Source organism: Pseudoalteromonas sp. 68 DY56-GL68 (genome assembly GCF_041414825.1).
Classification (GTDB): Bacteria; Pseudomonadota; Gammaproteobacteria; order Enterobacterales; family Alteromonadaceae; genus Pseudoalteromonas.
Genome location: NZ_JAOCZL010000021.1, coordinates 20,877 through 34,504, shown reverse-complemented (window position 1 = coordinate 34,504; position 13,628 = coordinate 20,877). Strand labels below are relative to the sequence as shown.

General features: G+C 39.6%; 13 protein-coding genes and 1 pseudogene. 5 read left to right on the top strand and 9 right to left on the bottom strand.

What is annotated here, in order from left to right:
* Positions 1 to 33: 33 nt before the first annotated feature.
* The 3 genes from NYF15_RS14545 to ttcA all read left to right on the top strand — a co-directional run bounded on the left by NYF15_RS14545 (position 34) and on the right by ttcA (position 2,794).
* On the top strand, positions 34 to 768 hold the full coding sequence (locus tag NYF15_RS14545) for an FNR family transcription factor (RefSeq protein WP_062569274.1): 735 nt from the start codon (positions 34 to 36) through the stop codon (positions 766 to 768).
* Between the two features lie 101 nt (positions 769 to 869).
* Positions 870 to 1,793, top strand: coding sequence for a universal stress protein UspE (uspE, locus tag NYF15_RS14540; protein WP_371353932.1), 924 nt, complete (start codon positions 870 to 872; stop codon positions 1,791 to 1,793).
* Positions 1,794 to 1,888: 95 nt separating this feature from the next.
* Positions 1,889 to 2,794, top strand: coding sequence for a tRNA 2-thiocytidine(32) synthetase TtcA (gene ttcA, locus NYF15_RS14535; RefSeq protein ID WP_130150060.1), 906 nt, complete (start codon positions 1,889 to 1,891; stop codon positions 2,792 to 2,794).
* Between the two features lie 71 nt (positions 2,795 to 2,865).
* On the opposite strand, the gene NYF15_RS14530 is transcribed toward ttcA, so the two are convergent.
* From NYF15_RS14530 to NYF15_RS14515, 4 genes are all read right to left on the bottom strand, one after another.
* Positions 2,866 to 3,441 carry an NAD(P)H-dependent oxidoreductase gene (locus NYF15_RS14530; RefSeq protein WP_130150061.1) on the bottom strand — a complete coding sequence of 192 codons (576 nt, stop codon included), beginning with the start codon at positions 3,439 to 3,441 and terminating at the stop codon, positions 2,866 to 2,868.
* A gap of 46 nt (positions 3,442 to 3,487) precedes the next feature.
* Positions 3,488 to 3,847 (bottom strand): MerR family transcriptional regulator, encoded by a 360-nt coding sequence (locus NYF15_RS14525; RefSeq protein WP_062569278.1) that lies wholly within the window; start codon positions 3,845 to 3,847, stop codon positions 3,488 to 3,490.
* Positions 3,848 to 4,030: 183 nt separating this feature from the next.
* A complete protein-coding gene (locus NYF15_RS14520) occupies positions 4,031 to 4,699 on the bottom strand; it encodes a DUF2987 domain-containing protein (protein WP_371353931.1) in 669 nt (222 codons plus the stop codon).
* A complete protein-coding gene (locus NYF15_RS14515) occupies positions 4,692 to 5,510 on the bottom strand; it encodes a glucosaminidase domain-containing protein (protein ID WP_130150064.1) in 819 nt (272 codons plus the stop codon). The genes NYF15_RS14520 and NYF15_RS14515 overlap by 8 nt, the downstream gene beginning before the upstream one ends.
* A 212-nt stretch (positions 5,511 to 5,722) precedes the next feature.
* Between NYF15_RS14515 and NYF15_RS14510 the strand changes: the two genes are divergently transcribed.
* Positions 5,723 to 7,018: an anti-phage deoxyguanosine triphosphatase gene (locus tag NYF15_RS14510; RefSeq protein WP_371353930.1), complete on the top strand. Its 1,296-nt coding sequence runs from the start codon at positions 5,723 to 5,725 to the stop codon at positions 7,016 to 7,018.
* 95 nt (positions 7,019 to 7,113) lie between these two features.
* Positions 7,114 to 8,205, top strand: coding sequence for a YdiY family protein (locus tag NYF15_RS14505; protein ID WP_371353929.1), 1,092 nt, complete (start codon positions 7,114 to 7,116; stop codon positions 8,203 to 8,205).
* Positions 8,206 to 8,273: 68 nt separating this feature from the next.
* Here NYF15_RS14505 and NYF15_RS14500 read toward each other — a convergent pair whose 3' ends face one another.
* From NYF15_RS14500 to NYF15_RS14480, 5 genes and pseudogenes are all read right to left on the bottom strand, one after another.
* Positions 8,274 to 10,427, bottom strand: coding sequence for a prolyl oligopeptidase family protein (locus tag NYF15_RS14500; RefSeq protein WP_371353928.1), 2,154 nt, complete (start codon positions 10,425 to 10,427; stop codon positions 8,274 to 8,276).
* A gap of 156 nt (positions 10,428 to 10,583) precedes the next feature.
* A pseudogene (locus tag NYF15_RS14495) lies at positions 10,584 to 11,585 on the bottom strand (branched-chain amino acid aminotransferase); the annotation flags it as partial.
* 178 nt (positions 11,586 to 11,763) lie between these two features.
* The gene (locus NYF15_RS14490) at positions 11,764 to 12,552 is read right to left on the bottom strand and encodes an SDR family oxidoreductase (protein ID WP_130150068.1); all 789 of its coding nucleotides are present in this window, start codon (positions 12,550 to 12,552) and stop codon (positions 11,764 to 11,766) included.
* Positions 12,553 to 12,573: 21 nt separating this feature from the next.
* Entirely contained in the window at positions 12,574 to 13,077 is a 504-nt protein-coding gene (locus NYF15_RS14485; protein WP_130150069.1) for a DUF962 domain-containing protein, read from the bottom strand.
* Positions 13,078 to 13,180: 103 nt separating this feature from the next.
* Positions 13,181 to 13,585 carry a hypothetical protein gene (locus tag NYF15_RS14480; protein ID WP_371353927.1) on the bottom strand — a complete coding sequence of 135 codons (405 nt, stop codon included), beginning with the start codon at positions 13,583 to 13,585 and terminating at the stop codon, positions 13,181 to 13,183.
* Positions 13,586 to 13,628 lie beyond the last annotated feature (43 nt).

Sequence of the window (13,628 nt, the reverse complement as noted above, 5' to 3'; positions counted from 1 at the left end):
CGTGTTGTTAACTTATTTGAATGGATTGGATGTATGGACTTTTCTCAAAACAAGTCAAAAAGCTTATGTACGATTAGCTGCAATAATTGTAGTATCAGTCAGCTATGTTTGCCATTTTCACTCAATGGTCAGGAAATGGATCGACTTGATGAAATTATTGAACGTAAAAAGCCACTCCACAAAGGCGATTACCTTTTCGAGTCTGGAGCAAGCCTTAATGCAATCTATGCGGTACGCTCAGGATCATTCAAATCTTATACACTCTCTGAGCAGGGTGACGAACAAATAACAGGATTCCACTTAGCCGGTGATCTCGTTGGTTTTGATGCTATAAATAAAATGGCACATCAAAGCTTCTCACAAGCACTTGAAACTTCAATGGTATGTGAAATTCCATTTGATACCCTTGATGAATTAGCAGGTAAGCTCCCTAAACTACGTCAGCAAATTATGCGCTTGATGAGTAACGAAATTAACTATGACCAAGAAATGCTGTTACTACTCAATAAAAAATCTGCCGAAGAACGTTTAGCCAGCTTTATTTTTAATCTTGCTGAACGTTTTGGCGAACGCGGCTTTTCACGCAAAGAGTTTCGTTTAACCATGACACGCGGAGAAATCGGTAATTACTTAGGCTTAACCGTTGAAACGATTAGTCGCTTACTTAGTCGCTTCCAAAAAGCAGGGCTTATCAAGGTTGAAGGCAAGTTTATTACAATTTTAGATCAACAAGCACTGGCTACAACTGCTGCTATCAAATGTAAATAGAGTTTGATTTAGCGCAACTTTATCTGGCTTGCCCCTTTAACTGTTCTAAATATAGGTTACACTCAACGTATACTTTTTGCGGAACAGTTAAGGAGCAGCACATGGACGCAATTAAACGAATCTTAGCAGTTATAGACCCAACTAAAGAACATCAACATGGCTTAAGCCGTTCAATTGATTTGGCCAAAAAATCTGGCGCCACCATCACCGCATTCCTCAGTATCTATGATTTTTCTTATGAAATGACCACAATGCTTTCTAGTGATGAGCGAGAAGCCATGCGCGAAGCTGTTATCAAAGATAGGCAAGTCTGGTTAGATGAGCAAATTGCACTCTACCCTGAACTTAGCATAGAGTCGTGTGTTGTTTGGCATAATCGCCCTTACGAAGCGATTATTAATACTGTTATTAATGATGGATTTGATCTTGTCGTCAAAGGCACACATGAACACGACACTCTAAAATCGGTTATTTTCACTCCCACTGATTGGCATCTTATTCGTAAGTGCCCTGCCCCTGTATTACTCGTTAAAGAAAAAGAGTGGCCGGCTCAGGGCAATATTTTAGCTGCCGTTAATGCCGTAACTGAAAATGAACAACATCTAGAGCTAAATAAACGTATCATAAATGACGCCCGCTTTATTTGTGAACTCGCAAATGCGCAGCTCAATCTTGTTAATGCTTACCCAGCAACGCCGGTAAACATTGCCATTGAAATCCCCGAGTTCAACCCAGGCGTTTATAACGAATCAGTAAAGAAACATCATTTTGAATCAACCTTATCGCTTGCAAAGAGCTTTTCAATTAGTGAAGAACACTGTCATATTGAAGAAGGTTTACCTGAAGATGTTATTCCTGATGTTGCCGCTAAGCTAAACAGCGAATTAGTTGTTATTGGCACGGTAGGACGCACAGGTTTGAGCGCCGCCCTCGTTGGCAACACAGCTGAGCATGTAATTGATAGTCTTGATTGCGATGTATTAGCACTTAAACCTGATGGCTACATTAGCCCTCTTGCAAAATAATTAACCGTGCAAAGGGTAACTAACAATTGTTGTTTTCCCGCGCTTCCAATATAATACGCCCCTTTATTTTACCCATGTATTTTTAAGGGGGCGTAGTGTCTCACTCAGTAGAAGCTAAAGCGCAATATAACTTTAATAAGTTACAAAAACGCTTACGTCGATTAACCGGCCAAGCCGTGATGGACTTTAACATGATCGAAGAAGGCGATCGTATCATGGTATGTTTATCCGGTGGTAAAGACAGCTACACTCTATTGGATACGCTGCAACATTTGCAACGCGTTGCGCCAATTAAGTTTGACTTATTTGCAGTCAATCTTGATCAGAAGCAACCAGGCTTTCCTGAACATGTGTTACCCGAATACCTAGACAAGCTTGGTATTGAATACAAAATAGTTGAAGAAGACACCTACAGTATTGTCACCGATATTATTCCTGAAGGTAAAACAACCTGCTCGCTTTGCTCGCGCCTTCGTCGTGGTATTTTATACCGTACAGCAAAAGAGATGGGTGCAACCAAAATAGCCCTTGGGCATCATCGTGATGACATGATTGAAACGCTTTTCTTAAACATGTTCTATGGCGGTAAATTAAAGAGTATGCCTGCTAAATTAATGAGTGATAATGGCGAGCACATGGTTATTCGCCCACTTGCTTATTGTAAAGAAACTGATATTGAAAAATATGCAGACCGTATGGCGTTTCCTATCATTCCTTGTAACCTGTGTGGTTCACAAGAAAATTTACAACGTAAACACACTAAAGCAATGCTTGCAGAGTGGAATAAACAACACCCAGGCCGCATTGAAAGTATTTTTACAGCAATGCAAAACGTTGTACCGTCACACCTAGCTGACAATGCGTTATTTAACTTTAAAGACCTTCAAACCGGTGAAGTAATTGATGGCGGTGATATCGCTCTAGATAAGCCTGATATCCCAAAACAGCCTGCACTTGAACAAGAACAGGAAAATAACGTAGTAACAATTAACTTAAGCTAAGCAACTCTATTCATTATGCTAAAAAGGAGAGCCATTCGCTCTCCTTTTTAATTTTAGAAAACACAAATCGTCTAATTCACTTTCGCTCCTAATTGAGCTGCTTTGTTAAGCCACGCTTTTCTTTTATCACTACTGGAGTTTATAACGGGCCCAAAGTATGTGGTGGCTTTATTTTTAATTCCTGAAAAGTCCAAAATACAATGTTTAAAGTTTTTATAGATGACATTCCCTTGTATGTATTTGTACCAAAAAACGGGGGTATCCAAGGTTACTAACAACTCTGATGTACGGCCTTTTAATAACTTTTGCGGTATTGATTTACCCTCAACATATTTAAACGAAAAGCCTGGTAAAAAAACTCGGTCAATCGCCCCTTTAAACTTAGCAGGCATGGTCCCCCACCAAACAGGGCTAACTATCACAATATGCTCGGCCCAAAGGATTTTCTTTTGCAGATCAGCTAAACAAGGCTCTAACTCTATCACTTCATCGTAGCCTTCTGCTAAATTTATTGCAAAATTCAAATCCCCGATATGAACTTGTTTCACATCGTGTTTTTTTATGGCAACAGCGGCATATTGCTCTGCTAAAGATTTACACAAGCTCGTTGATTTAGGGTTTGCATTAATTACTAATATTCTTTTCATACACTTATATATCCATTTACAGTAAGGATACAGTGTAAACTCTCACCTAAGGGTGAGAGTCAAGTTCTTGAATACACTTATCAATTGAAATTCGGTAATTTTTAATACGCTGTCTTTGGAGTTCAAGCTGCTTTATATTTTCTTCAACTAGAGCTTGCTTTTGAATGAGGTAATGGCTGACTGCCTGCCAATCAAAATCCTCATTTTCTCCCTTTAAAGCAACCATATCTGACAAGGCAACACCCAGAGTTTGAGCCTCTTTTATTAGTTTGATTAGATGAATATTTTCTTGGCTATAAACTCGATACTTCCCTCGGCGAGAAACAGTTAGTAGCCCGACTGATTCATAGAGTCTTATAGCTCTTTGTGTTGCCCCTGTGAGTTTTGACGCCTCATTGATATACATTCGAACTTCCTTATTCATCAAATCAATTTATATAACACGCTTTATTGTATTTATTTGAGCATGTTAGCTATTAACAACTGCCATATTAAATACTTAAATAGTGGTTTAAAATCAATAAAAAAGGACCTGTTAAGATCCTTTTTTGAAAAGTTAACTATGCTGGCAAATGTGCACTGCCAAATATTATTTCGCAATCCAAGGAGTTGCACTTAATAACGCTCCATTATTACTTAGACGAGTTTCATCCCCTTCCCAGTCGTCAGTAACATTAATAAAACAGCGATTTTCTTTACAGCTTACTCCTTCTGCCGACATTGCATCTGTGCTATCAAACTTCAACACAACGCCTTTTTGTTCAGGTAACAGGAACCACATTAGTTTGCTCACAAAAAAACCTGAAAGGTCGGAGAGTAGTTCATCAAATTCTTGGTCAAGAGCAAATAGATTCGCTTTTGTTAATATAAACTCATCCAGTTGTGTTGCCTCAATCTGTAACTTAAGCTGACAATCATGTTTAGGATTCATAGGCTGTACCACAATCACAGCTTTGTCAGTATCTAACTGTTTATCAAAAGGCAGTAAAAGCTGCGCTTGCTCAGTATAAGTTAGATCAAACTCCTGCTGTTCAGTTATGATTTTTCCTGATTTAATTGTACATACTTCATTGCTAGCAATATCAGTTAAATAGAAATTCACTTGTGCATATTGAAATTCACCTTTATTGACCACTTTTAAGCGGTCATAAAAACCATCATAAGCTACAACAAACTCACTCGCCGCGACCTTGAAGCTTGAAAAGCTTAAAGCCGCAACAGTGCCAATTACTTTCAACCATGAAAACGTTTTATTCATCAAAGTATGCTCTGTTTTGATTAATCATTGTGTTTAATTCTTCTATGTACGCTTCACCACGCTCAGAGTATGACATCAACCCGTGTGTTAGCTTCGTCGCTTCAATAGGTTTTTGCTGACGTCGCAAGTCTTCGCGAATTGAGCGTAAATCTGAATATGCTGCGTGGGTATTAATATTTTTAAAATAAGAACTGACTGCTGCACGCACAGACTTAAATGCAGTAACTTCGTGTGCGGCTTCATTTGCACGGCGTCGAGGAACCATGCCACAGCCCTTTTTGTAGCACCACTGGCCAAAAAAGTTTAAGCCAATTCTTGCAAAGCGAGATGTTCCCCAAGCTGACTCATTTGCAGCCTGCATAAGTGCAAGTTCTTTTGGTATGATATCTACACGCCGTAATGCTCGTGTAAGTGATAAAACATCCAGTGAGTTAGATAACTTGTAGCTAGCTAAGATTTTTTTAATATCTTGTTTTTGCTTGTTAGATAAAGGCTCATTAAACTCAAGCATCATGCGGGCAATTTCTAACGTTGCACGTTGCTGTAAGATCTTTTTATTTTCAGCTTCAATGTGTGGACGAATAAAATCAAAAAAAGCATGCTTTTTTTCTTTTACATCTGTAAAGCTCGAAAAGTCAGGCAGCTTTACATTATGTAAAGGTTTCTCTTTTTTTTGTACACGTTGTGTTCCTTTTTTTGTGCTGTCTGATTGTTCTACGCCTTCAACAACATGGTCTGTATTTATAAATGGATAAAGTAATGCCCAGGTAAAGAAAGCGGTAAGTAAGCCTCGAAAAAGGTATTTAAGCATGTATTCTCTCAAGTAAACAACAACTCTGTGCGGCAACGTCACGCACACATAAAAGCGAATTATATCAAAGGGTATTTTTTTTGGCGAATTTCACTAAAAAGGTTACTTATTAGCTTTACAATTTATTTAGAGCTTCAAGTAATTAGCTCGCATTTTTCAAGTGCTTGCGTATACTAAAAGGCACCTGAGCGAGTAATTACAAGGTTCTTTTTATGTGCCAATATTGGCAAGCCCGTATTATTGATCAACAAAAATATCGCCCAAATGATAACCGTTCTGCGTGGCAAGTAGACAGATCGCGTATCATACACGCAGCCGCATTTAGGCGTTTACAGGCAAAAACGCAAATAATGGGCATTGGCCTTAATGATTTTTACCGAACTCGCCTTACACATTCTCTTGAAGTTGCGCAAATTGGCAGCGGCCTACTTCGACATTTAAAAACGCAACACGCTAATTTTAAACATTTTCCCAGTGCAAGTTTACTTGAAACTCTATGTTTAGCTCATGATATAGGCCATCCCCCTTTTGGACATGGTGGGGAAATAGCCCTTAACTTTATGATGCGTGAAAATGGTGGATTTGAAGGCAATGCGCAAACATTAAGAATAGTCTCTAAACTGGAACCATATAGTAATGGTTTTGGTATGAACTTAACACGCCGCACTTTACTTGGGTTTATCAAATACCCTGCGTTTATTGATGATTTATGGCATACAGTTCCACCTTTAAGTGAAAAAAAAAGCTTTATAAAAGCAGATCATTGGCGCCCTGCTAAAGGGTTATATAAAGATGATCAAGATATATTTAACTGGATAATCGCCCCCCTGTCAGACGATGATAAAAAGCTTTTGTCTAGTCATTACCAAGCCGATGAATTTAGAGCTAGAACCCATTATAAATCACTCGACGCTGCCATTATGGAGTTGGCTGATGACATTGCCTATGCCGTGCACGATCTCGAAGATGCCATAGCGACAGAAGTGCTTACCCTTTCAGATTGGCTTAATCACGCTCAACTACAATTAGAAGCCCTAAATTCACCTTGGTTAAACGAGCACTTAAGTTCAATAACCAATCGGCTATTTTCAGAATACGAGTATGAGCGCAAAGATGCCATCGGAGAGCTGGTTAACACCTTTATTATTAATGCTCAGTTAGTAGTTCAAAACGCTGATTTTGAATCTGAAATATTGCAATACACAGTCAGCTTACCTGATGAGTTTGCAGCAATTCTCAATGTTTTAAAGCATTTTGTGTTTAAACGCTTAATTCGTGAACCCAAAATGCAGCAAGTTGAATTTAAAGGACAAAATCTATTGATTGAACTGTTCAGTGCTTTTGCTAGTGACCCTATGCGTTTGCTACCCGAAACAACCCAAGAAATGTGGTTGAATGCTCATGATAAGCAAGAAAACTCAATGCGCATTATTTGTGATTATTTATCAGGAATGAGTGATGAATACGCATATAAGACCTATCAACGATTATTTCTTCCTGTTAGTTAATCATTTTTTGTGTGTGCCTAAAAGTTGGTCTAGTCTTAAGTAATTAGAACTAAATAACAAACTTTTCACGCATTAAATGAACATGGATTGCAATAATGCTTCAACGATACTTACTACTTAGTGCCATATTAGCTCACTCCCCAATGAGCTATAGCACTGACCCCCTTCCCGACCCATTACTTAAAGAGCGCGAGATTATTATTAAAGATGCCTCAAAGTTTGATTGGATCCGCTTAAATTCAGGCGAGTGGCTCAAGGGTGAACTCATATCAATGTATGACAAAGAACTTGAGTTTGACAGTGACATACTCGATACACAAATTATAGACCGCGAAGATGTCTACATGATTATATCTGAACGCCACCACACGGTACGTTTTAATGATGGTCATGAACTTAGCGGTAGTTTAAATATTTCAGGTGGTTATGTACGTGTTGGTGATTCTCCTGCCAAATACCGCTATAACGACCTTGTGTCGATTGCTCCATCGATTGACAGTGAGTTAAGTGCATGGACAGTTAAAATATCGCTCGGCGCTAATTTATCACGCGGTAATACTGACCAAACAGAATACTCTGCGCAAGCTGATATAAAACGCCGCACTGCTTCGAGTCGTTTCCTCGCTGAGTTTTTAGGTTATCGCACAACCAATGACAATGAAGTCACTAAAAATAACATTCGGGCCAATGGGACATTCGACTGGTTTTACACACAAAAAATGTATTTTCGCCCTATTTTCTTTGAGTATTACCGTGACCCATTTCAAAATATTGCCAATAAATACACTATAGGTGCGGGTGTTGGTTATTATGTCATGGATACAGATAAAACTGAGTGGGACTTTTCTACAGGTCCAGCATTTCAGAAAACTCAATTTGATACTGTGGCGGTTGATGAAGACGAAAGTAATTCATCTATGTCGTATTTTCTTGGCACTAATTTTGAGCATGAAATAACGAAAAAAATAGATTTTACATTTAACTATCGTTACTTATTCGCTGATGCCGATTCAGGCGGAGATTCTCAGTATGCTATGGCCAGCTTTGAAACTGAAATCACCGAAGATATCGATTTTGATGTGTCACTCGTATGGGACTATCTAGCTGAGCCAATTGCTGATGAAAACGGACTCGTGCCAGAAAAAGAAGATTATAAAATGATATTCGCGTTGGGTATCGATTTGTAAGTGTCTTAACTCAAACAATCACACCGAGCAATTGCTCGGTGTGATTGTTTAGCCACATTACCTGTTTACTAAAGGCTTTTTACACCCATATTATAAAGTGTAAAACCATAAATATCAGCGTACATATCAATAACCTTGCTAGTAGGAGTACCCGCTCCATGCCCTGCATTTGTCTCAATGCGAATCAGGTACGGGTTTTGTTTTGCACCTTTTTCTTGTAATTCAGCAGCAAACTTAAATGAATGCGCAGGCACCACACGGTCATCATGATCCCCTGTTGTCACTAAAGTCGCAGGATAACTTACACCCGCTTTAACATTATGCACAGGTGAGTAGCCTTTTAAGTAATCGAACATTTCTTTACTTTGCTCACTGGTGCCGTAGTCATACGCCCAACCAGCACCCGCTGTAAATGTGTGGTAACGCAGCATATCTAATACGCCCACAGCAGGAAGCGCAACTTTAAATAGCTCAGGACGCTGTGTCATAACCGCACCGACTAATAAGCCACCATTAGAACCACCACGTACCGCTAAGTAATCAGGTGAGCTGTATTGCTTTTCGTTTAAGTACTCAGCAGCAGCAATAAAGTCATCAAATACATTTTGCTTTTTAAGCTGTGTACCATTCACATGCCATTCTTTGCCATATTCACCACCACCACGAATATTCGCTACCGCATACACACCACCGTGCTCAAGCCATGCTGCAACCGTAGGGCTGTAGCTTGGTGTTAGGCTCACGTTAAAGCCACCATAACCATATAAAATAGTTGGGTTTTTACCGTTTAGTTCCGTGCCTTTTTTGTATGAGATAATCATCGGCACTTTAGTGCCATCTTTTGATTTATAGAATACTTGTTCAGAAATATAGTCTTCGCTATTAAATTTAGCGCCCGACTTGCGATACACATCAGACTTGCCTGATTCAACATCAAACGAATAGGTATTACCTGGCGTGGTGTAATTTGTGAATGAGTAATACAGAGTTTCTGCATCGTGCTTACCGCTAAAGCCATATGCAGTGCCCACACCTGGTAGGCTGATATCGCGCACCAGTTTACCTGATTTATCGTATTGTTTTACTTGCGAAATCGCATCAACCATATACTTAGCAAAGAAGTAGTCACCGCCTTTTGAAATACTAAGCACATTGTCAGTTTCAGGGATTAAATCTTGCCAATTTTCAGGGCTTGGATCAGCGGCATCGACTGTCACTACACGCATATTTGGTGCGTTTAAGTTAGTAACTAAATAGAGTTTCGAGCCCTCATTATCAATTATAGAAGTATCTGAGTCTGTGTTATCTAAAATCGTCACTAGCTTGCTGTCAGGCTTAGTTAAATCTTTGATAAACAGTTTATTACCTGAAGTTGAAGTACTAGCAGCGATAATTAAATAACGATTATCACGAGTTACCTCTGCGCCAATATAACGGTGCTTTTGTGCCTCTGTGCCACCATAAATTAATTGGTCATCAGCTTGCGCTGTGCCTAATTTGTGATAATAAACTTTATGTTGATCTGTTTTCGCAGACAGCTCACTTCCTTTTGGCTTATCGTAGCTCGAGTAATAGAAACCTTCGTTACCAAGCCAAGCAATACCACTAAATTTCACATCGACTAATGCTTCTTCAATTGGCTGTTTTGTCGCTGTATCAATAATGATAATTTTACGCCAATCACTGCCGCCTTCAGAGATTTGATAAGCTGCTAACGTACCGTCTTCTGTGAAGGTTAAGCCCGACATTGAGGTTGTGCCGTCGCTACTAAAAGTATTTGGGTCTAAGAACACCTCAGCTTCTGAGTCGCCTTTTTTGCGATACACCACATATTGATTTTGCAGACCATCGTTTTTATAAAAGTAGGTATACTCACCCTCTTCAAATGGTGCTGTGACTTTTTCATAGTTCATCAGCTTTTCAAGCGTGGTTTTAAGCTCATCACGATAAGGGATATTTTTTAAATAAGAAAACGTGACGTCATTTTCGGCTTTCACCCACTGGGCTGTTTCGTCACTCATATCGTCTTCTAACCAACGATACGGATCAGCCACTTTTTCACCGAAGTACTCATCGACAACAGTGCCTTTTTTAGTTTCTGGATAATTCACAGCAGCTTTTACCTCTGCAGTTTTTACAGTTTGTTCTGTATTTTTTGGGGTTGATTCACCACACCCCGCCAGTGCAACAACAATCGCACATGCAAGCGTTTTCTTGATCATAATAGGTTTACTTGTTAGTCATTATTAACAAAATGAAAATAAAGTTAATACCCATTAATGTCTAGTAATTTGCGCCTAAACACGGGTAGAGCTGTAAACCAATGTAAAAACAAAAAAGCCACGCAATTTACGTGGCTTTCCATATTTACTGCTCAATTATACTTTTGTTAACCAGCCGTGTTTATCCGCTGATTTACCCCATTGAATATCATTCAATGCTTGGCGTAATTTTGCGACTTTTTCGCCAGGTTCGCCCGAACCCACTTTAAACTCTTGGTCATTATGAATAAGCGTGCCAACCGACGTCAGTACCGCAGCGGTACCCGATAATGCAGCTTCAGTGCCTGGTTTAGCGGCTCTTTCAAGCAACTCAGACACAGTAAAATTACGCTCAGATACGGTCATACCTAAATCTTTCGCAATTGTTAAAATACTATTACGCGTTACACCGTGTAAAAATGTGCTATCAAGTGCTTTTGTGATGATTTCATCCCCATCAATTAGAATGAAGTTTGCAGCACCGGTTTCTTGTACATCGCCACCTGGGCAGAATAAAATTTGGTCTGCTTGGTGCTCAGAGCGAGCCTGTAAGATTGGACCTAATGCACTTGCGTAGTTACCACCACTTTTCACCATACCCATATGTGGCGCACAGCGCATGCCATCTTCTTCAAGTAATACACGTAGTGCCGTTGCACCACCAGCAAAGTAATCACCCACTGGCGAAAGTAATACATACAGTAGTGAACTCATTGACGGCGCAGCCGCTTTACCAATCGCTGCTTCTGTACCAATGTGCGTAGGGCGAATATACATAGACCCCGGAGGGGTCGGTGTTTCGTCTGCATACTCTTTTACAATGTCTTTAATCATTTGCTCAAGCATGCTTTCGTCAAAGTCAGGTAAGTTTAGTAACTTAGAGCTTTGTTTCATACGCGCGATGTTAGCATCCATACGAAAGATATAGACCGTGCCATCTTCATGACGAAATGCTTTTAATCCTTCAAAACAGGTGCTTGAGTAATGTAATACGTGAGCACCCGCATGTAATTCGATTTTATCAGATGGGACCAGCGCGCTTTCACTCCATGAGTTATCAGCAAAACGTGCTTGGATCATTTGTGGCATAAATACAGTACCAAATGCGGCCATTGTTGTTCTCTCTTGTTTGGACTACTTTTACCCCATTGTATGCTAATCCATCCCTGTTTAACCATAGCAAACTAGTGCCTTTTATCGATTAAAGTGATAATAATTCGACCGTTTGGTACAAAAAACGTGCAACCTAAGCTGCACATTGTTTACTAAGAATCATTCACTAACTAATGACTATAAATTATCGATAATTCATTTTTGCTGTGAGGCGATTAAAAAAGCTTGGGAAAAAACGCTTGATGGTCGGTGCTAGACCACTTATTCCTTCACCAATCACAACCTCATCTTTCTCGGCTTCAATGGCTTTAATCATTTTTGCAGCGGCTTTTGCGACATCCATGCCATTTTCGATTGATTGCTCTGGCTTATTTTGCGGCTTACCTTGGCCATCTAACGAATTATGCGCAATGGCTGTTTTAATTGATCCAGGGCAAATTGTCAGGCAATTCACATTTTTATCGGCTAATTCTGCTCTTAAGCAATCCATAAAACCCACGACCGCATATTTAGAACCCGAATAACCAGTTCTGAACTTTGAACCGACTTTACCCGCCACACTGCTAATTGAGACCACCATACCCATACCTTGCTTCACCATCTGTGGTACAACGGCTTTGGTTAAGGCAATTAAACCAAAGTAATTCACTTCCATTAGTTGGCGATAAACCGTAAATTCGTTTTCTAAAAATAAGCTACGCTGCGACACTCCACCGTTATTGATAAGTACATCAATTCGGCCAATTTGCTCAATCACCGCCGGCATATCCTCAAGTAAAGCTTCAGGTTTCGCCAAATCAAGGGCGACCACATGATGATTACCGCCAAGTCTAGTATTAAGAGCGTTGAGTTTTTCCTCATTACGGGCAGACAGTATTAGCGTAGCCCCTTTTGCTGCCAGTTGCTCACAAAGTGCCTCACCAATTCCAGAAGATGCCCCTGTTACCCAAACTGTTTTACCATTTAATTGCATGTGTGTTCCTTATTATTGTTGTTATGCTTTGTTAGGCCCAGCATGTTGTTCGATATGATCAGCAATGTCTTTATAAAAGCCAAGCATAATCAAGAACTCTGCTAATACAAATAAAGGCCCTATTACCAAACCAATTAAATCGTCAACAAAAGCTGGTTTTTTACCTTCAAAATAATGACCAATAAACTGAAATACCCAACCAACAACGAAACTACCAATACTCACAGCTAGCCATAACTCTGTTGAAAGCGACACCACAGGATCAGCAGCAATGCTCAACAAACTCAAGCATACAGCCATAATTAACCCCATAGATAAGCTAAGTAATAAGTAATAAAGACAAGTGAGTGCAATCACCACGGTTGCCAAGGAGATAACAGCAGGTTCAGAGGTAAGCGTGACGCGTTGCAATAAACAAATAATTGCAAACACAATTAATGGGATACCAATAAAGTGAGTGTAAATATTGCGTTTTGAGCGGTGGTAGAGGGCGTAATTTGTTAATTGTTGTTTTAATGTTTTCATTATTTTTCCTGCCAAAACTGTGTTCAAAGTTCAGATTAGCAGATAATTCACCGCAAAGAATGTCAACTAGCCGACATTTGACGAACCGGCATTAACTTACACATCAAACCAGTGCATCGATAACCTTGCCCTTTTCAGCGTCTGATTGCATGTCCATTCGATCGCGTCCTTTTTGATACTCCTCTTCTAGCATAGATTGTAACTCTTCTATTTTTTCTTGCAGGGCTTTCATATCTGCGCCTTGTTGTTGCATTTGTTCAGCAAGTTTTTCTATTTGCGCTTTAATTTCATCAATTTTCTCTTTGTCCACACCTAAACGCTGATAAACAAGCGCTTCCTTTGCTGTGTCCAAAAATGAGCTTGGCTCTGTATGTTTTCTTAACAACTGTTGTGCATCTGAAGAAGATTGCGCCATGGGTTTTGCTTGTAATGAAGTGAGCGACGTCTCACTATTTTTAGTGCCAGAGTAATGATAAGGGTTGTACTGATTATGAAATGTAATTGCCACACGCTGTCTTCCGTTTAAGCTTGATTGCTGCTTTGTTGCAATT